We start from the raw sequence: 26301 nt of genomic DNA on the forward strand, positions 1-26301 counted from the left end.
ACGCTGCAAACACCCTGCCGGCCCCGAAGCGGCCCCACCAAGAGCGATCTACATGCAAGCAAAGGCCCGTGAAGTCTATGTGCCACCGGTGCTGCAAGATCTGCGTGCCGGCACTGCCGAACTGCACATCGCACTGGAAAAACGCCTTCCTTTTTTCACCGATCAGCTCGATACCGACGCCTTCCAACGGTTGATGCAGGCCTATTACGGGTTTTACCGACCACTGGAAACCGCGTTGCTCGAGAGCGCGCGCATCCCCACCGATTTCGATCTCACTCCGCGCCTCAAGACTCCTATCCTGCAACGCGACTTGTGCAAGCTGGGCGAGTCGGTTCGGACGCTGGAGCAGTTGCCGATCTGTCAGCATTTGCCCGTCATCGATTCCAGCGCCGCGTGCCTGGGTGTGTTGTACGTGCTCGAAGGCGCGACGCTGGGCGGGCAGATCCTGCGCCGGGAGATCGCCACGCGCCTGGGCCTGAACGCAGACAACGGTGCGGCATTCCTCGATGTCTACGGTGCCGCCACCGGCCGTCGCTGGCGCGATTTCATTGAATACCTGGGCGCTCGCCCGATGGACGTTGACGAGCGCGCGGCCGTTGTCGCCGCCGCCCAAACCACATTCAGCTGTTTCGAGCGCTGGCTCGAAAGCCGGGAGGTACTGGCATGACCCCGCAAGACCAAGAAGCCTTTGAAGAACTGCTGGCCAACTGTGCCGACGAACCGATTCGCTTTCCCGGGGCGATTCAGCCTCATGGCCTGTTGCTGACACTGAGCGAGCCTGCGCTGGAGATCATCCAGGTCAGCGCCAACGTCGAGACGCTGCTGGCCCGTCCGGCACTGGAACTGATCGGCCAGCCGCTGCACAGTCTGCTCGGCGAGGCGCACGCCGGTGCGGTGCGCGAGGCCTTGCAGCAACCGTCATTCTCCGACTCGGGGCCGCTGCATTTGCGTCTCAACGGTGCCGCGTTCGAAGGCCTGCTGCACCGGCATCAGGGCGTGTTGATTCTGGAACTGGAAATCCACGTCGAGAACTTTCAGCCGCGTAACGTCGCCGGTAACCAGACCCATCTGGGGCGGATGCTCCAGCGCCTGCAAGCGGCCACCACGCTGCAGGCGCTGTACGACATCAGCGTCAAGGAAATTCAGGCCATGACCGGTTACGACCGGGTGCTGATCTACCGCTTCGAAGAGGAGGGCCACGGTCAGGTCATCGCCGAGGCGACTGCTCCGTCGATGGAAGTGTTCAACGGCCTGTTCTTCCCGGCTTCGGACATCCCCGAGCAGGCCCGCGAGCTGTACCGTACCAACTGGCTGCGGATCATCCCCGACGCCGATTACCAGCCAGTGCCGCTGGTGCCCAAGCTGCGCCCGGATACGCAAACACCGCTGGACCTGAGTTTTGCCACGCTGCGCAGCGTCTCGCCGATTCACTGCCAGTACATGAAAAACATGGGCGTGCTGTCGTCGATGAGCATTTCGCTGCTCAAGGGTGACAAGTTGTGGGGCCTGATCAGTTGCGGCAATCGCCAGCCGCTGCACGTGCCGCATGAACTGCGCACGGCCTGTCAAACCATCGGACAAGTACTGTCGCTGCAAATCAGTGCGATGGAGGCGCTGGAAATCAGCCGCCAGCGTGAAGAAAAAGTCGAGGCGCTGGCACTGCTGAATCAGGCGATGATCGACTCGCCACAAAACGTTTTCGATGGGCTGGCGCAACATCCACAAGTGCTGATGGCGCTGGCCGGCGCCGGCGGCATCGCGATCATCGAAGACAAGCAATTGCACCGTTACGGCAATTGCCCGGAACCGGACGATATTCGCGCCCTTCACAGGTGGCTGCAGGAGGGCGGTGAGCCGGTGTTCGCCAGCCATAACCTGGCGACGGTCTACCCGCCCGCCGCGCAGTTTCAGTCAGTGGCCAGCGGTGTGCTCGCCATGAGCCTGCCCAAACCGGTGGACAACGGTGTGCTGTGGTTCCGCCCCGAGGTCAAGGAAAACATCAATTGGAGTGGCGATCCGAACAAGCCGCTGGCCATGGAAAACTCCGACGCCGGCCTGCGCTTGCGCCCGCGCACTTCGTTTGAAATCTGGAAAGTCGAGATGGCCGGGATCTCCACCAAGTGGAGCCACGGCGATCTGTTCGCCGCCAATGATCTGCGTCGTTCCGCGCTGGAAAACGATCTGGCCCGCCAGGTACGCCGTGAGCAGGAAGCGGTGCGCGCCCGCGATGAGCTGGTGGCAGTGGTCTCCCACGACCTGCGCAACCCGATGACCGTGATTTCGATGCTCTGCGGCATGATGCAGAAGGCCTTCAGCTCCGACGGGCCACATACCTCGCGGCGTATTTCTACGGCCATCGACACCATGCAGCAGGCCGCCGGCCGTATGAACACCTTGCTGGAAGATTTGCTCGATACCTCGAAAATCGATGCCGGGCGCTACAGCATTTCCCCGCAGACGCTGGACGTCGGGCAAATGTTCGAGGAAACCCAGTCGCTGCTCGGACCGCTGGCGCTGGACAAGGACATCAGCATCTCGTTCGAAGCCGATCCCGACCTGAAGATCCATGCCGACCCGGAGCGCCTGTTCCAGGTGTTGTCGAACCTGATCGGCAACGCCATCAAGTTCACCCCGCGCAAAGGTTCGGTGGGCGTGTTGGCGAAGTCTGACGGCAAAGACATCGTGTTCACCGTGCGTGACACCGGCGAAGGCATTCCCAAGGAAAACCTGGCGCGTGTGTTTGATCGTTACTGGACGGTGAAGGAGGGGAATCCGACCGGAACCGGACTCGGTTTGTACATCACTCAGGGCATCGTCGAGGCCCACGGCGGGCGGATCGAGGCCAGCAGTGAGTTGGGTGAGGGCACGGAATTTCGGTTTACGGTGCCGGCGATGGTGGTCGGGGAGTGAGAGAACCCGTGCCCTGTCCCCCAGGGCACGGAGCCAACGGCTGCTTTAATCCAGACCGTGAAGTGCGCTGAACGCCTCTTTTGACAGCGGATCGAAGCGGTTGCGCCTCAGCTCGCTGATCGCATACAGGGCGCGGCCTGTGCGGCCGTTGCCGTCACCGAAGCCATGAAAGCCTACGACCGTGCCCAGTAGCTGTTTGCTGAAATGCTCATGCGCCACGTCCAGTTTTTTCAGATGCTCTTGCATCACCGCGAACCCGCTGATGCTGCTCGCATATTTTTTGTCACTGGTCCCCACGCGCACGACGTCTGCCGTCGCCGGCGCAATGCTGACGTGCAACTCTCTGATCAGCGCAGGATCAGTCAATACCTTATTGCTGGCCGCGTATTCGCGCAGGATCGCCACGATGCTGTCGAGGTCATTGCCTGGGGAGTTGGACGCGTGGACGATCCATGCCCCGGCTCGTTGAGCATTGTCGGTGAAGCCCTGCTGGTTATAGCGCAGCTCCGGTAGCACGCCATCATAGGGCGCACTCCCCAGGTCGATCCTGAGCAGATTCTCCTGATGATGCTTCATGTAGGTGACGTTGCGGGCTTCAAGCGCGGCCACGGCGTCCAGCAGTTGCGGGTAGTCCGCATTGACGGCGTAGCGTGCGGTGGCGAAGTCGATGTGGTTCTTGCTCATGATCGTTTTGAACAAATCATCCAGCGCTTCGCTGCCAATCAATTTCTGCAATTGCTGAGCATTCGGTAGTGCGCGTGATGTGTCGAGAATTGCATGACTGAATAGATGTTCCAGTTCGATGCTGGAGGTGCCTTTGGGTATGGAGGTGGTTTCGCCCAATCGTGCAATCACGTGTTCAAACGTTTCCAGGGTGTCATCCTTGAACAACGCCCGGGCATGGGCCACCGTTGGCAGCGTCATGCGTATCTCTGCGGCAGCGCCGGTTTTGCTCAACGCCTTCGCCAAGTCATACGAACCACTGCTGCTGTGGGTCAGTCGACGCAACTGGCCGGCCCCCAGTTGAGTGACCGACAGACCGTAATGACCGAGTTTGAAAGCGCCTTTGCCAAGCAGTTTCGCACCGCCCTGAAGCAGTTGCGGGACACCGTCCAGCGGGTTGAACAGCGACAGCACAAAACGCCCGCCAACCTTGCTCAGATCGAGCAGTCTGGCGCTGCTGTTCAGTGCTTTGGCGAACGTACCGGCAGCGCCGACAAAGGCAAACAGCAGCAGGGTCGCGTCCATCACGCAGCCGAACAGCGCGCTGCTGCGGCGGTCTTGTCTGCCGGATGCCAGGCCTTCGACGCACTCCTTGAACGGAATGATGATGTTCAGAATCGTCTCGAATGCCTGCTCCCATCGCTCGTTGCTGGCTTCAATCGCGGTCTTGTCGTAACCCATGGCGTAGAACGCGTTGTAGGGCAGCGGTGGATTGTGTTTGACCACCTGTTCGGCGATCGCCTGGAAGCGCGGGCTTGCAAAACTCTGCATCGGGCTGCGTTGGTAACGGATGACGTCCGCCTTTTCGAACTGGGCAAAGCGCTCCAGCACGAAATCATGCGGTTGCGGATTTGCGCGGCTGTCCAGCGCCTTGCCGTTGAAATAGGCCGGGTCCATGGACGCCTCGTGCAGGACGATGTCCGATCTGAATTGCGTAGCGTCCTCCTGCCACAGGGACCGTTCGTTGAACTGAGGGATCAGGGCCTGGTTCTCCCGGCACACGCCCAGCAGCGGGAACAGTTCGTAGGCACGGATGTCGTCATTGATCTTGCTGAGCATGACCACACCGTAGGGCGCGATGACGTCGGCCTCGCTGCGAATCAGCCCCTCGGACCTGATCGGACGAACCCGGATCACCCGGTACAGCGCCAGATGCCCTTGCTCGATGGCGACACGATCGGCCACCTGGCTTTGCATCAACGCGAGGCGCGTTAACGTGGCAACGCCTGTCTGGTGGAGCAGGTATTGGCGGTCGATTTCTCGGGCGTACAGCGTATTGGCGGGTTCCAGGTGTTGCAGCCTTTCGGTCCAGTCATTGTTGTAGGCACTCAATCTGCGCGCCAGGTACACATCCAGCAGGGACTCGGCCTGGCCGCTCACGTCTCGAGTGCTGGCCTCGGGGTCCAACCCGGCGCCCTCTATCGCAGTCCTCGCCAGCGCTCGGCGACTGACCGGAGGCGTCGCGATGTTCTTCAAGGCTTCGCTCATTTGCCCCTGGAAAGTGTTGTAGCGAGTCAGTGCCTGCTCAACAAGCATCTGCGTAGGCAGATCTTCGGTGGCGTCCGGCTCGAGCCCGTTGATCGCGTGCCAGACCAGAATGCAGCGGGTCATGATCACGTCATGCAGCGCTCGCTGGGCGGGGCTGACCGGAGCGGTGGCGCCCAGTGTCTTCAAGCTTTCATAAGTCATACGGCGCGACAGCCCCGGCGCAACGCTTTCGGCGAGCAGGACCGATTTGCGCAGCATCACCCAGCCACACGACCCCAGTTGCAGGTTCGGCGGTGTGACGACCAGAAACTCGGGGGCCAAGCCGGCGAAAATCAGTTGCAACGCCAGGGGGGCGCTGGTGGGCTGCACACCGTACGAGTTGACGACGATATCGGTGAATTCTTCGATGATCTCGTTGCGAGTGGCCTGCACATAGCGGGGCGCGTACACGTGAAACGAATGGTAGAACTGACGTTTGCTCGCGTCGGCCAGACCGAAGTCGAGCAGGATCGCGGCAACCAGCAAGGCGCTGCGCTGATGGTGCGTCAGGTTGGTTTGCGCGGCTGACGCTTGCAGGTTCATGGCGTGCACACACGCCAGGGCAAAAGCCTCGGCCTGTGGTGTATCGACCAGCAGCGCCCAACTCGCCTCAGGGTCTTCCTGCAGAAAGGCTCTGGAAAGGCTATGACGTTCAATCAGGACATCGGCCAGATAATCGAGCAGGGTTTGCGGTGTGGAGCCATTGTTGCCGACAGATTGCGCAATGCACTGGCGTACAACGGCATAGTGATCGCTACTGATTGCCAGTTCCGGCTCGCCGTCGGCGTTCGAGACGCCCCAGTAGTTGCCATGGCTGGAAGGATCCGGAAGTTGAAGTTTCAGGAAGTTGACCAGATCGGCAATGCCTTGAATGTTCTCAGGGATCTCCAGTTGATGAAACGACAACCAGTTGTTTAATGGAATGTAATGGCTTGAGGAAACAACTCCGCCGGTAAGTCTTGTGACGGTTGATAGTTGTTTTAAGGTGTCCCTTGAATCGGGAATGGCGTGGGTGACGGTATCGGTAACGTCCGCGAACTCAAAGCGCGGCACCGCATCGTCCGTGATCTCTATTTGCAGCAGTTTTCCGTCTTGGGTGAGCAGAAAGAAATCCTCCTCGCCCAGCCCGAATGGACCGGCAAGCTGCATGAATTCGGGGCGCCTGACCAGTTGGCGAAACACGGTTCTGCAGGAACGGTGGGCTTGCTCGAACTCGCTGTCTTCAATCAGGCTGACCAGAATTTGACTGATATCCGCGCGCTCGTCTGCACGCTCGGTGATAGTCGACGCTGGCGAGTCTGACAATTCGTAGAGCGAAGACAATGTATCGGCAATGGCCAGGCGCTCCCGGGTCCATGCGGATAAGGGCAAAGGTTTGAACAGGTTAATTGAATTATTCATGTGGGCAAGAATCATCCGTGACAAGTTATGGGTTGAACTAAGTTGAGGGTGTTCGTTATGGCGGCGCGACTATATCAAGTGAAAAAGAGTGCTCGGTTTATGCATGGTTTCAAACTGTGTTTAAGTTCGCCGAGTGTGCTGAATAAGTGCGAGCTATCGATGTTGGCTATTTGTTAGTTGATGTGAGTGTTGTACGGGCGGCGTGCTCGCCAGCGACGAGTGGAGTTCATTCGGGGGTAGTTTTCTTCAATACTCGGTGAACAGGCTGGCGTTAACGTGCGTCATGTTCCTTTTCATTTGAAGCAGGTGTGCGATGAGTCTGATTGTTTCCATGGCGGCGTTTGCATTGGTGGCCTCGATAACGCCGGGGCCAGTGAATATCGTTGCGTTGAGTTCCGGCGCGCAGTACGGCTTTCGCGCCAGCCAGCGGCATGTGGCGGGGGCGACGCTGGGCTTTGTGTTGCTCTTGGTGCTGATGGGCCTGGGCCTGCATGAAGTGCTGACGCTGTGGCCGTTCATGACCCGGGTGGTGCAACTGGCCGGCGTGGCGTTCCTGTTGTTCATGGCCTGGAAACTGGCCGCCGATGACGGTCAGTTGCGCGCAGAAGATTCAGGACGCGCACCGTCGATGCTGTACGGCGCGGTGATGCAATGGCTCAACCCGAAGGCCTGGCTGGCCTGCGTGGCGGGGATGGGCGCGTTTGTCGCCGATGGCGAGGCGCGGCTGGTCTGGCAGTTCGCGGCGGTGTATCTGGTGATCTGTTATCTGTCGGTGGGCTGCTGGGTGTATGCCGGGACGTTTTTGCGCGGCTATCTGGCTAATCCGGCGGGGATGCGCCTGTTCAACCGGGTCATGGCTTTGTTGCTGGCGGGGAGTGCGGGGTATCTGTTGTTGCCTTGATGGTCGGGTATTTCGCCAATCTGTTCTGCAACAGGGCGACCCATTCGGCGGCGAAACGATGGCAATCGCCGGGCCAGCGTGCCGTGAGCAACTGGCCGTCACGCACGACAAAACCGCCGTGCGGCGACTGCGCGCTGTCACGTTTGGCGATCAGAGGGCCGCGCACAAAGTCGGACTTTTGCGACAGCGCGGCGCGGACTTCCGCCTCCACGGTTTGCGCATACGTGCGGAAGTAACGCCCCAGCCACGGCGCGGTCATCAACCATGCCGGCAACTCCATGGTCGCCGCCAGCAGCGCTGTCACCCTGCGCCCGAACAACACCGAACGGCCGGTGTCGGGGTCGAGGGTACGCGCCAGTAACAGCACGCCATGACACACCGCGGCCACCGGTTTTTCAGCTTTGAAAAACTGCAGCGCGATGTCTCGGGCCTGCGCCGATTCCAGCAGGCTGCGCATGCCTTTGGCATGACCACCGGGAATCAGCAAGCCGTCGAACTGATTCGGGTCGACATCGGCATACGCCAGCGGCTGGCGAAACGCCGCGCTTTCAATCATCTGCGCGTAACTGCGCAGATCGGCCTTGCGCGTCATCAGCATCGAATTCAAGGGCCCGAAGCCAATGCTCACCAACCGGGCGTCGGCATAGGCAGCCAGGCCTTGCGGCGTGGCAAACCGTGTCTCGATGCCGGCGTCACGCAACGCCTGCCACGGCACGCTGCTTTCGGTCGGGTCGTAATCGGCGGACGGCAAAAGAATCAGGATCATCCAGGGCAAACTCCCGGGCCGCAGAGGGCGGTTGATCTGCAGCGTAGTCGGTTTACCTGTCAGCCGCGATATTGGCCGGGTGTCGCCGCCAAGTGCTGTTTGAACACCCGCTGAAAATGCGCCTGATCGGCAAACCCGGCTTCCAGCGCCACGTCGGCGATCAACTGCCCGCTGCGCAAACGCTCGCGGGCGAACTGGATGCGTTGGTTGATCACGAAGGCATGCGGGGTCATGCCGTAATGCTGTTTGAACGCGCGGATCAGGTACGACGGCGATAACTGCGCCGCCGAGCAGATGTCGTCCAGGCTCAGCAGATCGGTGCAGTGCTCGCGGATGAAATCGGCGGCGCGCTCGAGTTTGCAGTTCGGCTCGCGCAGCGCATGTGCGGCCGGGTTCAGGCGCCCTTGCAACTCGCTGAAAAATTCCACCGTCATGCTCTGTTTGCGCAGCACATCCTGCTGCTCATCGACCAGGGTGGCGTACAGCGCCTGCAGGTCGCGGAACAGCCTGGGGTCATTCAGGTGGGTGCTGGAAAAACGCCGAAACTCAAGCTCGGCGCTGAACCCCAACTGATGCTGCAAATCCGTCAGCCACGGCGTTTCCACGTACAGCATCAGGTACGACCAGGGCTGGTCATCGATCGGATTGCAGGCATGCACATCGCCCGGATTCATCAGCACCACGGTGCCGGCCGCGACCTCGAGCTGAGCGTGTTCATGCACATAAATGCTGCGCCCGGCGGTGATCGCGCCAATCGAGAAGTGCGCATGAGAATGCCGGGCGTAGCAGACCTCACGGCCATCGGCGATGGCCCGCGCCTCGATGAAGGGCAGGGCGTCGTCACGCCAGAAGCGTGGGGCTTTTTCAGGGTGTTTGGCGGCAGCGTGTTTCATCGTTGTTGTTCCCGGCAGGCCAGATCCGGAGTGTATTAGCTCTGGCCGGCAAAGGCCCGCTCCAGTTCGGCGATGTCGAGTTTTTTCATCTTCAACAGGGCCAGCATCGCCCGTTGCGACTTGCTGGTGTCGGCGTCCTGCATCATGTGCATCAACGCCACCGGCACGATCTGCCACGACACCCCGAATTTGTCCTTGAGCCAGCCGCATTGCTGGGCCTCCACCGGGCCGCCGGCGGACAGGTTGCCCCAGAAGTGGTCGACTTCTTCCTGATTCTGGCAGTTGACCTGAAACTAGATCGCCTCGCTGAACTTGAACATCGGCCCGCCATTGAGGCCGGTGAAGCTGTGGCCATCGAGCTCGAAACTGACGGTCATCACCGCGCCTTCCGGCTTGCCGTGAAATTCCTGGCCGACCTTGCTGTAGTGGGTCAGGCCGGTGATTTTCGAGTGATCGAAGATTGAGCAGTAAAACGTCGCCGCCGCTTCGGCCTGATCATCGAACCACAGGCACGGCGTAATTTTCTGGAAGCGTTGCATGGCAGTCATCCTCGGCAGGTTAGACGGGCTGGATTAACAGCGTAGTCAGTCCCTGGTCGAGTGGCGGTGCCGTAGATCGACAAGTGCGACCGCCCCCCTGCATGTGTGTCGCCTGACCGAGAGCCATCTCGAGCAGGCTCACTCCTGCAAGGGGCGCCGCTCGGCGATCATCAGCAACGACTGCGGCACCGCGCTTTGCGGATGCTGCGGTTCCTGCAGGCCAGTCAGCCTGAACCCCGCCATGTCCAGGGCATTCAGCCAACTCGACAGCGTGCGGAAATACCACGGCATCGGCTGCCACTGGCCCTTGAACCCGGCGAAGGATTCTTCGCGCCAGCCGTCCTGATAATCGCCTGCGGCTACCGCCCATGGATGCAGGGTCTGGATGACCAACGCACCGCCGGGAATCAACAACGCATTCATCGCCGCGAGCAGCGCAATGATGTCCTGATGCAGCAGCGAGAAATTGGCGCAGATCAGCTCGTAATCGCGGCCGATATCGACGCTGGCCTCGACCAGCGCTTCGTAACTGGCAACGTGCACGTTGGCCGAACCGGCGGCGCGTGCCGCCTCCACCAGCGTCGCATCGCCATCGACGCCCACCGCCTCGATGCCGCGATCCGCCAGCGCCCGCAACAACCAGCCTTCACCGCAACCGAGGTCGAGCACGCGTTGCGGCTGACGCCCCATGATCGCCAGCAGGATCGCCTGATCGGTGACCTGCTGACGGCTTTCGATGGCGCCGCTGCGGATCACCTCGATCCAGGCATCCGCATTGGTGTGCCAGCTGTGCAGGAGGGTGGATTCGGGGGAGGGCATGTCGGCGTCCGAAACGAGAGGTGGATGAATGCAGTATGGACTGCGCCAGACGAGGTTGAAATCAACGTCGGTTCGCTGGATGAGCCGAACCAGTGCCAACCCGCTTATGAACTCTGGGTTGTCTGTCGCGAGGCTTGCCAGCGATGAGTCCGTCACATCCACAATGGATGTTGCCTGACCCAACGCCATCGCTGGCAAGCCAGCTCTCACAATGAACGGTGGTGTCCGCACCGCTCTCAGCACGCAACCTGCTACAGGCGCTTCAACCGCGAATAAAGGCCAACAGGTCCGCATTGATCGTATCGGCCTCGGTGGTCGGCATTCCGTGCGGGAACCCCGGATACGACTTCAGCGTGCCATTTGGCAGCAGTTTCGCCGACAAAGGCCCCGAGTTCGCGTACGGCACAATCTGATCATCCTCGCCATGCATCACCAGCACCGGCACGGTGACCTGCTTCAAATCTTCAGTGAAATCGGTCTGTGAGAAGGCGACGATCCCATCGTAATGCGCCTTGGCTCCGCCGATCATGCCCTGGCGCCACCAATTGCCGATGATCCCTTCCGAAGGCTTGGCCCCGGGCCGGTTGTAGCCATAGAACGGACCGCTGGGAATATCGCGATAGAACTGCGCCCGATTCGCCGCCAACTGCGCCTGAAAGTCATCGAACACCGATTTTGGCAGACCACCGGGATTGCTCTCGGTCTTGACCATCAGCGGCGGCACCGCGCTGATCAGCACGCCTTTGGCCACGTTGTCCTGGCCGTGGCGGGCGATGTAATGGATGACCTCGCCGCCGCCGGTGGAGTGGCCGACATGCACCACGTTCTTCACCCCCAGGTGTTTGACCACCGCCAGCGCATCGTCGGCGTAGTGGTCCATGTCGTGACCGTCCCAGACCTGGCTCGAGCGCCCGTGGCCCCGGCGATCATGGGCGATCACCCGAAAGCCTTGGCCGAGGAAGAACAGCATCTGCGCATCCCAATCATCCGAGCTGAGTGGCCAGCCGTGGTGGAAGTGGATCACCGGGGCGTCTTTCGGGCCCCAGTCCTTGTAGAAAATCTCGACGCCGTCGTTGGTGGTGACATATCCCATGTTCGCGACTCCTGACCAATGTGAGGGGTGACCGCGCTCGTCGGTGGTGATGACTCGGGGAGCGCCGTTAGCAACCGTAGGATTAAAGTCGACATTTTTGCGACAGGGCATGACCGATGGTCGCCACGTCTGGCTTGCGGCGCAAATTAGGCTTTGCTGAAAGGGATAAGCGCGAGGCGCGCACAGGCTTTGCCGGCCGTAGCGACGCCCCTTCAGAACACCGTGAGGCTGAGGAAATTCCCCGATGCTGACCTTGAATATCAATGGCAAGGATCAGGAGCTCGATGTGCCGGCCGACATGCCGCTGCTCTGGGTCCTGCGTGATGTGGCGCACCTGACCGGTACCAAATTCGGCTGTGGCATGGCCCAGTGCGGGGCCTGCACCGTGCACGTTGACGGCGCGCCACTGCGGGCGTGCATCACGCCCGCCACCGCTGTAGCCAACGGCCAGAAAATCCTCACCATCGAAGGCCTGTCCACGGACGGCTCGCACCCGGTGCAACAGGCCTGGGCCGAACTCGATGTGGTGCAGTGCGGGTACTGCCAGTCCGGGCAGATCATGTCGGCCGCCGCACTGCTGGCGAAAATCCCCAAACCCACCGACAGCGATATCGATCAGGCGCTCTCCGGCAATATCTGCCGCTGCGGCACCTATCCAAGAATTCGCGCAGCGGTCAAACGTGCGTCCGAGATCGGTTGAACCGGGTGGGGAGAGAGACGATGAACAGTCCTGTATCGCGTCGCGGGTTTCTCAAGGGCAGTGCCGTGTTGGGCGGCGGCCTGGTGGTGGCGTTTGTCGTGCCCGGTGCCCATCGGTTTGCCCGGGCGGCGGAGAATGAAGGCAAGGTCTTTGCGCCCAATGCGTTCTTGCGCATTGCTGCGGACAATAGCGTGACGGTGCTGCTCGGGCATTCGGAAATGGGCCAGGGCATCTGGACCGGCCTGACCATGCTGATTGCCGAGGAGCTGGATGCCGACTGGTCGACAATCCGCGTCGAACACTCGCCGGCCTCGGCGGCCGATTACGGCATGCCGGCGTTTGGCGGGATGCAGATTACCGGCGGCTCGACGTCGACCTGGATGGAGTTCGACCGTTATCGGCTCGCGGGGGCCACGGCGCGGCAGATGCTGGTGGAAGCGGCGGCCAAGCGCTTCAACGTCGCCGCGTCGACGATTCGCACCGAGTCGGGCGTGGTGATCGCCGGCGATAAACGCGCGACGTACGGCGAACTGGCCGACGCTGCCGGGCAATTGCCGGTGCCGGATCCGAAGTCGATCACCTTCAAGGAGGCCAAGGACTGGAAAGTCATCGGCAAGCCGACCAAGCGTCTGGACACCCCGGAGAAAATCACCGGCCGCGCCAGGTTCGGCATGGATGTGCAGTTCGAAGGTTTGATGACCGCGATGGTCGCGCGGGCGCCGGTGTTCGGCGCCACGGTCAAATCCTTCGAAGGCGCCGGGGCGCTGGCGGTGCCCGGCGTGCACAAGGTGGTGCAGGTGCCGACCGGGGTCGCGGTGATCGCCGAGCATTATTGGGCGGCCAAGCTGGGCCGCGATGCCTTGAAAGTCGATTGGGACATGGGCCCCAACGCGGACCTGAGCAGCCAGGGCCTGCTCGACAGCTTTCGCAAACTGGCGGCGACCCCGGGCACGTCGGCCGCTCAGGCCGGGGACGCCAAGGGCAACTTCGAAAAAGCGGCGAAGAAAATCGACGTCGAGTACAGCGTGCCGTATCTGGCCCATGCGCCGATGGAGCCGCTCAACTGCACGGTGAAGATCAGCGCCGAGAAGTGTGAAATCTGGACCGGCACGCAGTTCCAGACCCTCGACCAGATGATCGCCGGCAAGATCACCGGGCTCAAACCCGAGCAGGTGGAAATTCATACCGAGTTTCTCGGTGGCGGCTTCGGGCGTCGGGCCAATCCGACTTCAGACTTTGTCGCCGAAGCAGTGCAAGTGGCGAAAGCCGCCGGGGCGCCGGTGAAAACAGTGTGGTCGCGTGAGGATGACATCCGTGGCGGCTATTACCGTTCGATGTTCCTGCATCAGGCGCGCATCGGCCTGGACGGGCAGGGCCTGCCGCTGAGTTGGCAGCATGTTCTGGTCGGCCAGTCGATCATGACCGGCACGCTGCTGGAAGCGACCATGGTCAAGAACGGCATCGACCCGACCTCGGTCGAAGGCGTGGCCGACAGCCCGTATCTCAAGGGCCTGGCTCATCAGCAGGTGGAACTGCATTCACCGCAGACCGGGATCAATGTGCTGTGGCTGCGTTCGGTGGGGCATAGCCACACCGCGTTTGTCATGGAGTCGCTGATCGATGAAATGGCTGTGGCGGCGGGCAAGGACCCGGTGGAGTATCGACGGACGCTGCTCAAGGAGCATCCACGCCACCTCGGCGTGCTGAATCTGGCGGTGGAGAAGGCCAACTGGAGCGCGCCACTGCCGGACGGGCACGCCTTGGGTGTGGCGGTGCATGAGTCGTTTGGCAGTTATGTGGCGCAGGTGGCCGAGGTGTCGCAGGACAATCTGGCGATCCGCGTACACCGCGTAGTGTGCGCGGTGGACTGCGGGATTGCGGTGAACCCGCAGAGCATCGCGGCGCAGATGGAATCGTGCATTACCTTCGGCCTGGGCATGGCGCTGCACAGCAAGCTGACGGTGAAAAACGGCATGGTCGCGCAGTCCAACTATCACGATTATCAGGTGCTGCGGCTCAACGAGATGCCGCTGGTCGAAGTGCACATCGTGCCCAGCAGCGACAAACCCGGAGGCATCGGCGAGGCCGGTGTGCCGCCCACCGCGCCGGCGGTGGCCAATGCGCTGTATGCGCTGACCGGGCAGCGCTTGCGTGAACTGCCACTGCAATTGTCGGGGGTGTGAGATGAAACGACATCTGCTGTTGGGCACGGTGATTTTGCTGGGACTGGGCGGTTACGCTTCGGAGCTGTTCGCCGATGATCAAGCGGCGCTCAAGGCGTTCGGCACGGTGCAGAAGGTGTTCCAGAGTCCACGCTGCCAGAACTGCCACATTCCCGGTGATTCGCCGCTGCAGTTTGACGCCGGAATCCCGCACGCCATGAACGTGGTGCGCGGCATGGACGGCAAGGGCGCCGCCGGTCTGCCCTGCGCCACTTGCCATGCCGAGAGCAATCCGCCGGCCAGTTACGGCCCCCACGCCCCTCCGGGGGCGCCGCACTGGAGCCTGCCGCCTGCCGCGCACAAGATGGCCTGGATCGGCCTGCCGCCCGACAAATTGTGCGCAATGATCAAGGATCGCTCGAGCAACGGCGACCGGGATTTCGCCGCGCTGATCAAGCACGTCAGCGATGACAAACTGGTGCTGTGGGGCTGGAACCCCGGGGCAGGGCGCGCGCCGGTGCCGGTGCCGCATGACATTTTTGTCGCGCAGTTCAAGCTATGGGCCGATGCCGGCGGGCCGTGTCCGGTCGCGGGCGGATGAGTGTGTGAGTCGCTGGCAAATCAGGCTACTCTAGCGGTCATTGACCTCGATGGAGTGCGTGATGCAGGCCCCGATCAAACCCGCCAATGAAGTGACCCGGATTCAAGCGCTGCACGGTTTGAATCTCCTTGATTCGGCGCCTGAAGAGCGTTTCGACCGGCTCACGCGGCTGGCCAAGCGCCTGTTCAATGTGCCGATCGCCCTGGTCACGCTGGTGGATACCGATCGCCAGTGGTTCAAGTCGTGTGTGGGGCTGGGTGTCAGTGAAACGCCACGGAATGTGTCGTTCTGTGGGCATGCGATTCTTCAGAATGAGCTGCTGATGATCCCGGATGCCAGGCAGGATGAACGCTTCCATGACAACCCACTGGTAACCGGCGAGCCGAACATTCGCTTCTATGCGGGTTACCCGCTGACCGTGCCCAACGGCAACAAGATGGGCACGCTGTGCCTGATCGACACCAAACCGCGCGAACTCGATGACGAAGAGCGCGGCTTGTTGCGCGACCTTGCCGGCATGGCCGAGCAGGAGCTGATGGCGGTGCAGATGGCGAGCATGGACGAGCTGACGCTGCTGTCCAATCGCCGGGGTTTCAAGACCCTCGCCCAGCATGCGCTGGACGCCTGCAAGCATCGGGGCAAACCGGCGACGCTGCTGTTTTTCGACCTCAATGACTTCAAACAGATCAACGATCGCTACGGCCATGCCGAGGGCGACAGCGCGCTGAAGACTTTCGCCGATGTGCTGCGGATCGCCTTTCGCGAAAGCGATGTGATCGGACGGCTGGGCGGCGATGAATTCGTGGGGCTGTTGACCGGCTCCAGTCAGGTCGAAACCACGGCGATCATGGCCCGGCTCAAGGAGATCCTCGACGAGCGCAACGCGACGTTGCAGCGCGGCTATGAGATCCGTTTCAGCGTCGGCCAGATTGCCTACGACCCGCAGCGCCATGACAGCGTGGACCGACTGCTGGCGGATGCCGATGAGGCGATGTATGCGCACAAGCAGGCGTTGAAGCGCTGTTGATGCGTCCCTCATCGTGGGGCCACGCCGGCAGCCGTTTTTCGGTGCCAAGTGAATCACCCGTTGATGGCCAAAGAAATTGAAGTCGACCCAATGCTCGCTGGAGCATCCGCTGGACGTCAGGGTGATTGAACTGGGTGCGCTGACGTTTTACCGCGAGATGGTGTTGCTGCAGCGCTACAGCCAGCGCCATCAGCCGATTCAAAAGCTGTTTGCCCAATGTCTGGAATAACCCCCCGATTCATTTGCAGCGCACGCACGCTCGCGAAAACGGGAAGCAGCATGTCCGGGCACAAGCAAACGCAGAAGGGGGATCGAAGCGCCTGATTGCAAATGGATCAAGAGACACAAATCCTCAATCCTGCAGTGAGTCAACTGTCAGGTCTTACAGTTGTGCAGTGCTTAGAGAGCGCTGACGATCAGCAGGCAGACACCTCCGCGGGCAGGTTTGGAGAAGTTGACGAGCCTGGATGGAGATCATCAGATCTTATTGAGGATTTTAATATGGCTCAGCCAGGCACCAAGAGTTCGCCGCGCAATCCCGGCGAAGTTGATCCATCGTTCGGAGCGAATGGCCTGATCGAGATTCCGGAAGGTGATCAGGTTCGAGCGATCATGGAAGATAACGATGCATTGATTTATGCCGTATGGCGCGGTCGCGAGACATGGTTGTATCGCGTATTCAAAGATGGAGCGGCAGATCATTCCTTTGGGGAACAGGGCCTGGTGAAATGGTCTTTCGAGACAGGCGAGAACGCCAGCCCTGAACAATTGATCCGCCAGCCTGATGGCAAGTTTCTTTTGATCGGACGCAGTATCAGCAATGACGACCCGTTTCTCTGGCGTGCAGCTGTTTCAAGGTTTCACCCCAATGGCAGTCCTGACCTGATTTTTGGTACCCGAATTCTTCCATATCCCTTTGATCCGGATAAGGTACACATGGTCGTGCATTTGCCTGTCGCCACACTGCAGGCCGACGGCAAACTATTACTGGCGACTGGCTACAGAGTATTGGACACACAAGGATATAGCTTGAGGGAGGCGGGAAGACTCCATCGATTTGAAGCAGATGGAGCCCCCGACATGACCTTTGGCATACAGGGCCAGATCGAGGTCCGTATCAATGGTCAGGACACCTCCATCGAGGGCATTGGTGTTTTGACGGATGGATCGATCATTGTCAGCGCAACGATTGATCGCGCCGATGAGGGTTTCTCGAATACGAAAATGGCGTTGGCATGTTTGAAGTCCAACGGCGCATTGTCCCAGGGTTTTGCCGTCTCCGGATATTGGGAGGCAGAAAGACCTACGCGCGCGCCGCGAATTTCCATCAAGAATGATCAAATAATGGTGATGGGCATCGACCTTGGTGAAGAAGGCAGTCACCTGTGGTTCAGCCAATTGGACGCAAATGGAAAGGCTGATCCTGACTTCAACAACGCTTTGCCGCTGCTCGTCCAGCTACCATTTGCCACCAGTTTTCCAATGGTCGTATTGCAGTCCGAAACAAGAGTCGTTGGTCTGGTGACCGGATTTGACGGTGCAGAATGGGCTTGTCTGGTGGGTGTCCAGGACGATGGATCACTCGACCTTGAATATGGGGTTCAGGGCATCGCGACACTTGGCGCGGGATACTTGCGCTCGGGGGCGCTTCAGCAAACTGCCCAACGGGTTATCGTGGCTGCAGATATGGGAGAATTTCCAGGGAAAAAAGTGCCGACTGTCATTGGAGTCCTGAACTAAGGGGCGTTCGCACTCCGATGGAAGTTGTGCTCAGGTCTGGGGGATTGACAGTAGCAGGCATAAAAAACCCGCCGGATCGGCGGGTTTTTTTATCGGCAGACCGAAGATTACTCTTCGATGTTGCCCATGGCGGTGGTGTTGAAGCCGCCGTCCACGTACATGATTTCACCGCTGATGCCCGACGCCAGGTCGGAGCACAGGAAGGCGCCGGCGTTGCCGACTTCTTCGATGGTGACGTTGCGGCGCAGTGGGGTCTGCGCTTCGTTGGCGGCCAGCATCTTGCGGAAGTTCTTGATGCCCGAGGCTGCCAGGGTACGGATCGGGCCAGCCGATACGCAGTTGACGCGGGTGCCGTCCGGGCCCAGGGAGCCGGCCAGGTAACGTACGCCGGCTTCCAGCGAAGCCTTGGCCATGCCCATCACGTTGTAGTTCGGCATGGTGCGCTCGGCGCCCAGGTACGACAGGGTCAGCAGGCTGCCGTTGCGGCCTTTCATCATTTCGCGGCCAGCCTTGGCCAGGGCCACGAAGCTGTAGGCGCTGATGTCGTGAGCGATGCGGAAACCTTCACGGGTGGTGGCTTCGGTGAAGTCGCCGTCCAGTTGGTCGCCCGGGGCGAAGCCGACGGAGTGCACGATGCAGTCCAGGCCGTCCCACTTCTTGCTCAACTCTTCGAAGACCTTGGCGATTTCTTCATCGCTGGCCACGTCGCACGGGAAGCACAGCTCAGGGCTCGAGCCCCAGCCCTGTGCGAACTCTTCAACGCGACCCTTGAGTTTGTCGTTCTGATAAGTGAAGGCAAGCTCAGCGCCCTCGCGATGCATGGCGGCAGCGATGCCGGATGCGATGGACAGCTTGCTGGCGACACCGACGATCAGTACGCGCTTACCGGCGAGAAAACCCATGTGTTGCTCCTCTTTCAGGTTATTGCGCAGTGGCTGGTGCCAAAAAAGCGGCTTCCAGCAACTGCTGTGTATACGGATGTTGGGGGGCGGCAAAGATACTTTGCGCGTCTCCCTGTTCGACCACTTGGCCATGCTTGACCACCATCAGCTGGTGGCTCAGCGCTTTGACGACAGCCAGGTCATGGCTGATGAACAAATACGTCAGGTTGTACTTGGCTTGCAGTGAACGCAACAGCTCCACCACTTGCCGCTGCACCGTCCGGTCGAGCGCCGACGTCGGCTCGTCCAGCAGGATCAGCGCCGGTTTCAGCACCAAAGCCCGGGCAATGGCGATACGTTGCCGCTGCCCACCGGAAAATTCGTGGGGGTAGCGGTGCCGGGTTTCCGGATCCAGACCTACCTCCTTCAATGCCGCAATAATCGCCGCTTCCTGCTCGGCGGCGGTGCCCATCTTGTGAATCCGCAGGCCTTCGCCAACTATGTCGCTGACGCACATCCGCGGGCTCAGGCTGCCAAACGGGTCCTGAAACACCACCTGCATCTCCCGACGCAACGGGCGAACCTCGTTCTGCGTCAGGCAATCTAGCTGCTTGCCTTCAAAGCGGATCGCGCCTTTGCTGCCGATCAGCCGCAAAATCGCCAGACCCAGGGTGGATTTGCCGGAACCGCTTTCCCCCACGATCCCCAAGGTCTGACCCTGAGGCAGGCTGAAATTGATGCCGTCCACTGCCTTGACGTAATCCACCGTGCGCTTGAGCAGGCCTTTCTTGATCGGGAACCAGACTTTCAGGTTCTCGACTTCGAGCAGCGGCGCGCCGATTTTATTGGTCGCCGGGCCTCCGCTGGGCTCCGCGCCGAGCAATTCCCGAGTGTACGGATGCTGCGGCGAACGGAACAGCTCTTCGCACGATGCCTGTTCGACGATGCAACCGCGCTGCATGACACATACGCGATGCGCAATTCTTCGCACCAGGTTCAAATCGTGACTGATCAGTAGCAGCGACATGCCCAATCTGGCCTGTAATTCCTTGAGCAGATCGAGGATTTTCAGCTGAACGGTCACGTCCAGTGCAGTGGTCGGTTCGTCGGCAATCAACAGTTCCGGCTCGTTGGCCAGGGCCATGGCGATCATCACCCGCTGACGCTGGCCGCCGGACAATTCGTGGGGCAGGGCCTTGAGGCGCTTGTGCGGCTCGGGGATGCCGACCATCTCCAGCAGCTCCAGGGTGCGCTTGGTCGCGACTTTGCCGGTCAGGCCCTTGTGGATGCCGAGGACTTCGTTGATCTGCTTCTCGATTGAGTGCAGCGGGTTCAGCGAGGTCATCGGCTCCTGAAAGATCATCGCGATGCGGTTGCCGCGAATGTGGCGGATGGTTTTTTCGCTCAGCCCCAGCAGGTTCTGCCCGGCGTAGTTGATGCTGCCGGCCGGGTGCCGGGCCAGCGGGTAGGGCAGCAGACGCAGGATCGAGTGCGCGGTCACCGATTTGCCCGAGCCGGACTCACCGACCAGCGCCAGGGTTTCGCCGCGCTTGATGTCGAAGCTCACGCCCTCGACTACCCGGTGTCGCCGCTCGTTGAGGCCGAACTCGACGGCCAGGTCGCGCACTTCGATCAGATTGTCCTGATTCATTTCACTTCCTCGGGTCGAAGGCATCGCGAGCGGACTCGCCGATAAACACCAGCAAACTCAACATCAGCGCCAGCACGGCAAACGCGCTCATGCCCAGCCACGGCGCCTGCAGGTTGGATTTGCCCTGGGCCACCAGCTCACCCAGCGACGGGCTGCCGGCCGGCAAGCCGAAGCCGAGGAAGTCCAGTGCGGTGAGGGTGCCGATGGCGCCGGTGAGGATGAACGGCATGAAGGTCATGGTCGAGACCATGGCGTTGGGCAGGATGTGGCGGAACATGATCGCACCGTTCTGCATGCCCAAGGCCCGTGCGGCGCGCACGTATTCGAGGTTGCGCCCGCGCAGGAACTCGGCGCGCACTACATCGACAAGACTCATCCACGAAAACAGCAGCATGATCCCCAGCAGCCACCAGAAATTCGGCTGGACGAAGCTGGCGAGAATGATCAGCAGATAAAGCACCGGCAGCCCCGACCAGATCTCCAGAAAACGCTGGCCGGCCAGATCGACCCAGCCGCCATAGAAACCCTGCAAGGCCCCGGCGATCACGCCGATGATCGAACTCAACACGGTCAGCGTCAAGGCGAACAGCACCGAAATGCGGAAGCCGTAAATCACCCGCGCCAACACATCGCGACCCTGGTCGTCGGTGCCGAGCAGGTTGTCCGCCGAGGGCGGTGCCGGGGCCGGGACTTTCAGGTCGTAGTTGATGCTCTGGTAGCTGTAGGGAATCGGCGCCCACAACACCCACGCGTCCTTGGCCTTGAGCAGTTCGCGGATGTACGGGCTCTTGTAGTTGGCTTCCAGCGGGAATTCGCCGCCGAAGGTGGTTTCCGGGTAGCGCTTGATCGCCGGGAAGTACCAATGGTTGTCGTAATGCACCACCAGCGGTTTGTCGTTGGCGATCAGTTCGGCACCGAGGCTCAGGCCGAACAGGATCAGGAACAGCCACAGCGACCACCAGCCGCGCTTGTTGGCCTTGAACAGTTCGAACCGGCGGCGGTTGAGAGGGGACAGGTTCATCTCAATGCTCCCGGCTGGCGAAGTCGATGCGCGGATCGACCAGGGTGTAGGTGAGGTCGCCGATCAGTTTCACCACCAGCCCCAGCAGGGTGAAGATGAACAGGGTGCCGAACACCACCGGGTAATCGCGGTTGATCGCCGCTTCGAAACTCATCAGGCCCAGACCGTCGAGGGAAAAGATCACTTCCACCAGCAACGAGCCGGTGAAGAAGATGCCGATGAACGCCGACGGGAAACCGGCAATCACCAGCAGCATAGCGTTGCGGAACACGTGGCCGTACAGCACGCGATGGCGCGTCAGGCCCTTGGCCTTGGCGGTGACCACGTACTGCTTGTTGATCTCGTCGAGGAAGCTGTTTTTGGTCAGCAGGGTCATGGTCGCGAAGTTGCCGATGACCAGCGCGGTCACTGGCAGCGCCAGGTGCCAGAAGTAGTCGAGGATCTTGCCGCCGAAGCTCAACTCATCGAAGTTGTTCGAGGTCAGGCCGCGTAGCGGGAACCAGTCCAGGTAACTGCCGCCGGCAAACACCACGATCAGCAGGATCGCAAACAGGAACGCCGGAATCGCATAGCCGACGATGATCGCCGAACTGGTCCATACGTCGAAGTGGCTGCCGTGCCGCGTGGCCTTGGCGATCCCCAGCGGGATCGACACCAGGTACATGATCAGCGTGCTCCACAGCCCCAGCGAGATCGACACCGGCATCTTTTCCTTGATCAGGTCGATGACCTTGGCATCGCGGAAGAAACTGTCGCCGAAATCCAGCTTCGCGTAGTTCTTGACCATGATCCACAAGCGTTCCGGGGCCGACTTGTCGAACCCGTACATGTGCTCGATTTCCTTGATCAGTGCCGGGTCCAGGCCCTGTGCGCCACGATAGGCGGAACCGGCCACCGAGACCTCGGCACCGCCACCGGCGATGCGGCTGGTGGCGCCCTCGAAGCCTTCGAGCTTGGCGATCATCTGTTCCACCGGGCCGCCGGGTGCGGCCTGGATGATCATGAAGTTGATCAGCAGGATGCCGAACAGGGTCGGGATGATCAGCAGCAGTCGCCGAAAAATATACGCCAGCATCTGATTACTCCGTGCCCACAGGGTCGGCTTGCAGTTTGGTTTCGACTTCTTTGGCGGGCTTCGCGTCAGGCTTGACCCACCAGGTGTTGATGCCGATGTCGTACTTGGGTGAGACCTTCGGGTGACCGATGTGATTCCAATAAGCCACGCGCCAGGTCTTGATGTGCCAGTTGGGGATCACGTAGTAACCCCACTGCAATACGCGGTCGAGCGCGCGGGCGTGGGCCACCAGGCTGTCGCGCGAGTCGGCGTTGATCAGGTTTTCCACCAGTTGATCGACGATCGGGTCCTTCAGGCCCATGGTGTTGCGGCTGCTCGGTTTGTCGGCGGCGGCGCTCATCCAGAATTCGCGCTGCTCGTTACCCGGCGAGTTGGATTGCGGGAAGCTGCCGACCATCATGTCGAAGTCCCGCGAACGCACGCGGTTGATGTACTGCGAAACGTCGACGCGGCGGATCACCAGATCGATGCCGAGGTCAGCCAGATTGCGTTTGAACGGCAGCAGCACGCGTTCGAATTCGGTCTGCGCGAGGAGGAATTCGATGACCACCGGTTTGCCGGTGGCGTCGACCATTTTGTCGTCGACGATCTTCCAGCCGGCCTCTTGCAGCAGTTGATAGGCCTCGCGCTGCTGGGCGCGGATCATGCCGCTGGCGTCGGTCTTGGGGTTCTCGAAGGCTTCGCTGAACACCTGCGCCGGGAGCTTGCTGCGAAACGGTTCGAGGATTGCCCGTTGTTCGGCATCCGGCAGGCCCGTCGCGGCCATTTCCGAGTTCTCGAAATAGCTGCGGGTGCGGAAGTAGGCACTGTTGAACAGCTGTTTATTGGTCCATTCGAAATCAAACAGCAGGCCGAGCGCCTGACGCACCCGCACATCCTGAAACACCGGGCGACGCAGGTTGTAGACAAAGCCCTGCATGCCGGTCGGGTTGCTGTTGGCGATCTGTTCCTTGATCAAGCGACCTTCGGTGACGGCCGGGATGTTATAGGCGTTGGCCCAGTTCTTCGCGGTCATTTCCAGCCAGTAATCGAACTGGCCGGCCTTCAGCGCTTCGACGGCGACGGTGTTGTCGCGGTAGTAATCGGTGGTCATCACGTCGAAGTTGTAGAACCCGCGATTGACTGGCAGGTCTTTGCCCCAGTAGTCCTTGACCCGTTCATAACGCACCGAGCGCCCGGCCTTCACTTCGGCGACCTTGTAGGGGCCGCTGCCCAGCGGGATTTCCAGGTTGCCTTTGGTGAAATCGCGATTGGCCCACCAGTGTTTCGGCAACACCGGCAACTGGCCGAGGATCAGCGGCAACTCGCGATTGTTGTTGTGCTTGAACTTGAACAGCACCTTGAGCGGGTCTTCGGCGATCGCCTCGCCAACGTCGCTGTAGTAACCGCGAAACAGCGGCGAGCCGTCCTTGGTCAAGGTCTGGAAGCTGAACACCACGTCCTCGGCGCGCACCGGGTGGCCGTCATGAAAACGCGCTTCCGGGCGCAGGTAGAAACGCACCCAACTGTTGTCCGGGGCCTTTTCGATTTTCGCGGCGATCAGGCCGTATTCAGTGAACGGCTCGTCGAGGCTGTGCTTGGTCAGGGTGTCGTAGATCTGCCCGACGTCATCGGCCGGCACGCCCTTGCTGATGAACGGATTGAGGCTGTCGAAGCCGCCGAATCCGGCCTGGCGGAAGATCCCGCCCTTGGGCGCGTCGGGGTTCACGTAGTCGAACTGTTTGAAATCGGCCGGGTATTTCGGTGGCTCGTTGTACAGCGTCACGGCGTGTTGCGGGGCGGCACAGGCCAGCCCGGCGAACAGCAGACCGCTGGCCTGCACGAGCAGGGCGCGGATGGGCGTCATTTATTGTTCTCCGAAGATTTCAGCCACCACGCGCTCAGGCCCAGGGTGTAGGGCGGCGTGGTAACGAAAGCCAACCGGTTGCGGTAGGCCAGTCGGTGATAATTGAGGTACCAGTTGGGAATGCTGTAGTGCTGCCAGAGCAGCACGCGGTCCAGCGCCTTGCCGGCGGCGACCTGTTCATCACGGGTCTGCGCGGCGAGCAATTGTTCGAGCAGGTGGTCGACCACCGGATTGGCAATCCCGGCGTAGTTCTTGCTGCCCTTGACCCCGACCTGACTGGAATGGAAGTACTGCCATTGCTCCAGGCCCGGGCTGAGGGTCTGGTTGAGCGTCATCAGGATCATGTCGAAATCGAACTGATCCAGACGTTGTTTGTACTGGGCGCGATCCACCGTGCGCAGGCGCGCATCGATGCCGATGCTGTTGAGGTTCTCGATGTACGGCTGCAGGATCCGCTCAAGGTTCGGATTGACCAGCAGCAGTTCGAAGCTCAGCGGCTGACCTGCGGCGTTTTGCAGGCGCTGGCCGTTGAGCTTCCAGCCAGCCTCGGCGAGCAGGGCCAGGGCCTTGCGCATGGTTTCGCGGGGGATGCCGCGGCCGTCGGTTTGCGGCAACGTAAACGGCTCGGTGAACAACTTGGCTGGCAATTGCTCCTTGTACGGCTTGAGCATCAGCCATTCATGCCCGACCGGCAGGCCGCTGGCGCTGAATTCACTGTTGGGGTAATAGCTGGTGGTGCGTTTGTAGGCGTCGCTGAACAACGCGCGGTTGGTCCACTCGAAGTCGAACATCAGGCCCAGCGCTTCGCGGACCTTGACGTCGCTGAAGGTCGCGCGCCGGGTGTTCATGAACAGGCCCTGACTCTGGGTCGGAATCTGGTGCGGGATCTGCGCCTTGATCACCTCGCCACGGCGCACCGCCGGGAAGTTGTAGCCGTTGGCCCAGTTTTTCGCCTGATGCTCGATGTAAATGTCGAATTCGCCGGCCTTGAAGGCTTCGAAGGCCACGTCGCTGTCGCGATAGAACTCGACTTCCATGCGATCGAAGTTGTACTTGCCGCGATTGACCGGCAGGTCCTTGCCCCAATAGTCCTTGACCCGCTCGAAGATCAGCTGCCGCCCCGGCGTCACCGAGGTGATGCGGTACGGGCCGCTGCCCAGCGGCGGTTCGAAGGTGGTGGCCTTGAAGTCGCGACCTTTCCAATAATGTTGCGGCAGCACCGGCAGTTCACCGAGGCGCAGGATCAGCAGCGGGTTGCCCGAACGCTTCATCACGAAGCGAATGCGCTGCGGATTGAGGATGTCGACCCGCGAGACTTCCTGCAGGGCGGTGCGGTACAGCGGATGACCGTCCTTGAGCAGCAACCGATAGGAGAACGCCACGTCATAGGCGGTGATCGGCGTGCCATCGTGGAAACGCGCTTCCGGGCGCAGGTTGAAGACGACCCAGCTGCGATCTTCGCTGTATTCCACCGATTGCGCGATCAAGCCGTAGCTCGACGCGGGTTCGTCACCGGACGGCGAATACTGGCCGGTGCCGACCATCAGCGGTTCGTTCAGCTCATTGATGCCGTATTGCAGGAAATTCGCTGTGGTGACCGGGCTGGTGCCCTTGAAGGTGTACGGGTTGACCGTATCGAAGGTGCCGAACGCCATCACCCGCAACGTACCGCCCTTGGGCGCTTGCGGGTTGACCCAGTCGAAGTGGGTAAATCTGGCCGGGTACTTGAGCGTGCCGAACTGCGCATAACCGTGACTTTCGGTAATCGTCGCGCTTGCGGTTGAGCTCAAGGCCAGGCTGATCAGGAGCAGGAGGAGGGGACGCTTCAAGTCAGATCCGATCCAGGCGGCTTGGGCTTTGTGGGCCGTACAGTAACAGCTTGTCTGGACAGGAAAAAGATAGCGGGTTAATGCGCTGTTAATCGTCGTGCAATGCTCGCCCGATTTGCGTTGTGGTGAGGGGATTCATCCCCGATGGACTGCGCAGCAGTCCCTATGGTTTTTGGAGAGGCAGGGGCCGCTTCGC

21 protein-coding genes and 3 pseudogenes are annotated in these 26301 nt (G+C 60.8%); 11 read left to right on the top strand and 13 right to left on the bottom strand.

Going from position 1 to position 26301, the window contains the following annotated elements; translation table 11 throughout:
- Nucleotides 1-52 precede the first annotated feature (52 nt).
- Together HBN98_RS15530 and HBN98_RS15535 are read left to right on the top strand one after the other, a co-directional pair.
- Complete coding sequence (locus HBN98_RS15530; protein WP_083366202.1) at nucleotides 53-667, top strand: biliverdin-producing heme oxygenase; 615 nt, start codon at nucleotides 53-55, stop codon at nucleotides 665-667.
- Nucleotides 664-2910: an ATP-binding protein gene (locus HBN98_RS15535; RefSeq protein WP_083366201.1), complete on the top strand. Its 2247-nt coding sequence runs from the start codon at nucleotides 664-666 to the stop codon at nucleotides 2908-2910. Before HBN98_RS15530 ends, HBN98_RS15535 begins: the two co-directional genes overlap by 4 nt.
- Nucleotides 2911-2955: 45 nt before the next feature.
- Here HBN98_RS15535 and HBN98_RS15540 read toward each other — a convergent pair whose 3' ends face one another.
- Entirely contained in the window at nucleotides 2956-6066 is a 3111-nt protein-coding gene (locus HBN98_RS15540; protein WP_083366200.1) for a hypothetical protein, read from the bottom strand.
- Nucleotides 6067-6168: 102 nt separating this feature from the next.
- On the opposite strand from HBN98_RS15540, the gene HBN98_RS15545 reads away from it, so the two are divergent.
- Nucleotides 6169-6462: a hypothetical protein gene (locus HBN98_RS15545; protein WP_083366199.1), complete on the top strand. Its 294-nt coding sequence runs from the start codon at nucleotides 6169-6171 to the stop codon at nucleotides 6460-6462.
- Nucleotides 6463-6874: 412 nt separating this feature from the next.
- Complete coding sequence (locus HBN98_RS15550; RefSeq protein WP_083366198.1) at nucleotides 6875-7462, top strand: LysE family translocator; 588 nt, start codon at nucleotides 6875-6877, stop codon at nucleotides 7460-7462.
- Here the strand turns inward: HBN98_RS15550 and HBN98_RS15555 are convergent.
- The 4 genes and pseudogenes from HBN98_RS15555 to HBN98_RS15570 all read right to left on the bottom strand — a co-directional run bounded on the left by HBN98_RS15555 (nucleotide 7413) and on the right by HBN98_RS15570 (nucleotide 10479).
- A complete protein-coding gene (locus HBN98_RS15555) occupies nucleotides 7413-8228 on the bottom strand; it encodes a type 1 glutamine amidotransferase domain-containing protein (protein WP_083366197.1) in 816 nt (271 codons plus the stop codon). The two genes, HBN98_RS15550 and HBN98_RS15555, sit on opposite strands and share 50 nt — an antisense overlap.
- A gap of 59 nt (nucleotides 8229-8287) precedes the next feature.
- The gene (locus HBN98_RS15560) at nucleotides 8288-9121 is read right to left on the bottom strand and encodes a helix-turn-helix transcriptional regulator (protein WP_083366196.1); all 834 of its coding nucleotides are present in this window, start codon (nucleotides 9119-9121) and stop codon (nucleotides 8288-8290) included.
- A gap of 35 nt (nucleotides 9122-9156) precedes the next feature.
- A pseudogene (locus HBN98_RS15565) lies at nucleotides 9157-9660 on the bottom strand (VOC family protein).
- A gap of 138 nt (nucleotides 9661-9798) precedes the next feature.
- Nucleotides 9799-10479, bottom strand: a complete 681-nt coding sequence (locus HBN98_RS15570) for a class I SAM-dependent methyltransferase (protein WP_083366195.1) — start codon at nucleotides 10477-10479, stop codon at nucleotides 9799-9801.
- A gap of 24 nt (nucleotides 10480-10503) precedes the next feature.
- Between HBN98_RS15570 and HBN98_RS27935 the strand changes: the two genes are divergently transcribed.
- Complete coding sequence (locus tag HBN98_RS27935; protein WP_262381615.1) at nucleotides 10504-10626, top strand: hypothetical protein; 123 nt, start codon at nucleotides 10504-10506, stop codon at nucleotides 10624-10626.
- A 115-nt stretch (nucleotides 10627-10741) separates the two neighbouring features.
- On the opposite strand, the gene HBN98_RS15575 is transcribed toward HBN98_RS27935, so the two are convergent.
- Nucleotides 10742-11572, bottom strand: coding sequence for an alpha/beta fold hydrolase (locus tag HBN98_RS15575; RefSeq protein WP_083366194.1), 831 nt, complete (start codon nucleotides 11570-11572; stop codon nucleotides 10742-10744).
- Between the two features lie 244 nt (nucleotides 11573-11816).
- Between HBN98_RS15575 and HBN98_RS15580 the strand changes: the two genes are divergently transcribed.
- The 4 genes from HBN98_RS15580 to HBN98_RS15595 all read left to right on the top strand — a co-directional run bounded on the left by HBN98_RS15580 (nucleotide 11817) and on the right by HBN98_RS15595 (nucleotide 16062).
- Nucleotides 11817-12272, top strand: coding sequence for a (2Fe-2S)-binding protein (locus HBN98_RS15580; RefSeq protein WP_083366193.1), 456 nt, complete (start codon nucleotides 11817-11819; stop codon nucleotides 12270-12272).
- A 20-nt stretch (nucleotides 12273-12292) separates the two neighbouring features.
- Entirely contained in the window at nucleotides 12293-14455 is a 2163-nt protein-coding gene (locus tag HBN98_RS15585) for a xanthine dehydrogenase family protein molybdopterin-binding subunit (protein WP_083366192.1), read from the top strand.
- 1 nt (nucleotide 14456) lies between these two features.
- A complete protein-coding gene (locus HBN98_RS15590) occupies nucleotides 14457-15035 on the top strand; it encodes a hypothetical protein (RefSeq protein WP_083366191.1) in 579 nt (192 codons plus the stop codon).
- A gap of 61 nt (nucleotides 15036-15096) precedes the next feature.
- On the top strand, nucleotides 15097-16062 hold the full coding sequence (locus tag HBN98_RS15595; RefSeq protein ID WP_083366190.1) for a sensor domain-containing diguanylate cyclase: 966 nt from the start codon (nucleotides 15097-15099) through the stop codon (nucleotides 16060-16062).
- Between the two features lie 33 nt (nucleotides 16063-16095).
- On the opposite strand, the pseudogene HBN98_RS15600 reads toward HBN98_RS15595, so the two are convergent.
- Nucleotides 16096-16170: pseudogene (locus tag HBN98_RS15600) on the bottom strand (VOC family protein); the annotation flags it as partial.
- On the opposite strand from HBN98_RS15600, the pseudogene HBN98_RS15605 reads away from it, so the two are divergent.
- Together HBN98_RS15605 and HBN98_RS15610 are read left to right on the top strand one after the other, a co-directional pair.
- Nucleotides 16160-16291: pseudogene (locus tag HBN98_RS15605) on the top strand (LysR family transcriptional regulator); the annotation flags it as partial. The pseudogenes HBN98_RS15600 and HBN98_RS15605 overlap by 11 nt on opposite strands.
- A 101-nt stretch (nucleotides 16292-16392) precedes the next feature.
- Nucleotides 16393-17802, top strand: a complete 1410-nt coding sequence (locus tag HBN98_RS15610) for a delta-60 repeat domain-containing protein (protein WP_151101548.1) — start codon at nucleotides 16393-16395, stop codon at nucleotides 17800-17802.
- 107 nt (nucleotides 17803-17909) lie between these two features.
- Here the strand turns inward: HBN98_RS15610 and fabI are convergent, their stop codons facing one another.
- The 6 genes from fabI to HBN98_RS15640 are packed head-to-tail and all read right to left on the bottom strand — an operon-like array spanning nucleotide 17910 to nucleotide 26105.
- A complete protein-coding gene (gene fabI, locus HBN98_RS15615) occupies nucleotides 17910-18704 on the bottom strand; it encodes an enoyl-ACP reductase FabI (RefSeq protein ID WP_003202751.1) in 795 nt (264 codons plus the stop codon).
- Between the two features lie 19 nt (nucleotides 18705-18723).
- The gene (locus HBN98_RS15620; RefSeq protein ID WP_083366188.1) at nucleotides 18724-20334 is read right to left on the bottom strand and encodes an ABC transporter ATP-binding protein; all 1611 of its coding nucleotides are present in this window, start codon (nucleotides 20332-20334) and stop codon (nucleotides 18724-18726) included.
- Nucleotide 20335: 1 nt separating this feature from the next.
- Nucleotides 20336-21355 (bottom strand): ABC transporter permease, encoded by a 1020-nt coding sequence (locus tag HBN98_RS15625; protein ID WP_007965317.1) that lies wholly within the window; start codon nucleotides 21353-21355, stop codon nucleotides 20336-20338.
- Nucleotide 21356: 1 nt separating this feature from the next.
- Nucleotides 21357-22430 carry a microcin C ABC transporter permease YejB gene (locus tag HBN98_RS15630; RefSeq protein WP_083366187.1) on the bottom strand — a complete coding sequence of 358 codons (1074 nt, stop codon included), beginning with the start codon at nucleotides 22428-22430 and terminating at the stop codon, nucleotides 21357-21359.
- 4 nt (nucleotides 22431-22434) lie between these two features.
- On the bottom strand, nucleotides 22435-24276 hold the full coding sequence (locus HBN98_RS15635) for an extracellular solute-binding protein (protein ID WP_083366186.1): 1842 nt from the start codon (nucleotides 24274-24276) through the stop codon (nucleotides 22435-22437).
- On the bottom strand, nucleotides 24273-26105 hold the full coding sequence (locus HBN98_RS15640) for an extracellular solute-binding protein (protein ID WP_064587193.1): 1833 nt from the start codon (nucleotides 26103-26105) through the stop codon (nucleotides 24273-24275). The genes HBN98_RS15635 and HBN98_RS15640 overlap by 4 nt, the downstream gene beginning before the upstream one ends.
- Nucleotides 26106-26301: the final 196 nt, after the last annotated feature.

The organism is Pseudomonas koreensis (genome assembly GCF_012986595.1).
In the GTDB taxonomy this organism is placed as follows: domain Bacteria; phylum Pseudomonadota; class Gammaproteobacteria; order Pseudomonadales; family Pseudomonadaceae; genus Aquipseudomonas; species Aquipseudomonas koreensis.

Excerpts from the sequence above, each read along its gene's own strand:
- HBN98_RS27935 (WP_262381615.1), top strand. The coding sequence starts at position 10,504 with ATGAATGCAGTATGGACTGCGCCAGACGAGGTTGAAATCAACGTCGGT.
- HBN98_RS15630 (WP_083366187.1), bottom strand. The coding sequence starts at position 22,430 with ATGCTGGCGTATATTTTTCGGCGACTGCTGCTGATCATCCCGACCCTG.
- HBN98_RS15555 (WP_083366197.1), bottom strand. The coding sequence starts at position 8,228 with ATGATCCTGATTCTTTTGCCGTCCGCCGATTACGACCCGACCGAAAGC.
- HBN98_RS15625 (WP_007965317.1), bottom strand. The coding sequence starts at position 21,355 with ATGAACCTGTCCCCTCTCAACCGCCGCCGGTTCGAACTGTTCAAGGCC.
- HBN98_RS15530 (WP_083366202.1), top strand. The coding sequence starts at position 53 with ATGCAAGCAAAGGCCCGTGAAGTCTATGTGCCACCGGTGCTGCAAGAT.
- HBN98_RS15535 (WP_083366201.1), top strand. The coding sequence starts at position 664 with ATGACCCCGCAAGACCAAGAAGCCTTTGAAGAACTGCTGGCCAACTGT.
- HBN98_RS15590 (WP_083366191.1), top strand. The coding sequence starts at position 14,457 with ATGAAACGACATCTGCTGTTGGGCACGGTGATTTTGCTGGGACTGGGC.
- HBN98_RS15635 (WP_083366186.1), bottom strand. The coding sequence starts at position 24,276 with ATGACGCCCATCCGCGCCCTGCTCGTGCAGGCCAGCGGTCTGCTGTTC.
- HBN98_RS15550 (WP_083366198.1), top strand. The coding sequence starts at position 6,875 with ATGAGTCTGATTGTTTCCATGGCGGCGTTTGCATTGGTGGCCTCGATA.
- HBN98_RS15595 (WP_083366190.1), top strand. The coding sequence starts at position 15,097 with ATGCAGGCCCCGATCAAACCCGCCAATGAAGTGACCCGGATTCAAGCG.
- HBN98_RS15610 (WP_151101548.1), top strand. The coding sequence starts at position 16,393 with ATGGATCAAGAGACACAAATCCTCAATCCTGCAGTGAGTCAACTGTCA.
- HBN98_RS15570 (WP_083366195.1), bottom strand. The coding sequence starts at position 10,479 with ATGCCCTCCCCCGAATCCACCCTCCTGCACAGCTGGCACACCAATGCG.
- HBN98_RS15560 (WP_083366196.1), bottom strand. The coding sequence starts at position 9,121 with ATGAAACACGCTGCCGCCAAACACCCTGAAAAAGCCCCACGCTTCTGG.
- HBN98_RS15585 (WP_083366192.1), top strand. The coding sequence starts at position 12,293 with ATGAACAGTCCTGTATCGCGTCGCGGGTTTCTCAAGGGCAGTGCCGTG.
- HBN98_RS15575 (WP_083366194.1), bottom strand. The coding sequence starts at position 11,572 with ATGGGATATGTCACCACCAACGACGGCGTCGAGATTTTCTACAAGGAC.
- fabI (WP_003202751.1), bottom strand. The coding sequence starts at position 18,704 with ATGGGTTTTCTCGCCGGTAAGCGCGTACTGATCGTCGGTGTCGCCAGC.
- HBN98_RS15580 (WP_083366193.1), top strand. The coding sequence starts at position 11,817 with ATGCTGACCTTGAATATCAATGGCAAGGATCAGGAGCTCGATGTGCCG.
- HBN98_RS15620 (WP_083366188.1), bottom strand. The coding sequence starts at position 20,334 with ATGAATCAGGACAATCTGATCGAAGTGCGCGACCTGGCCGTCGAGTTC.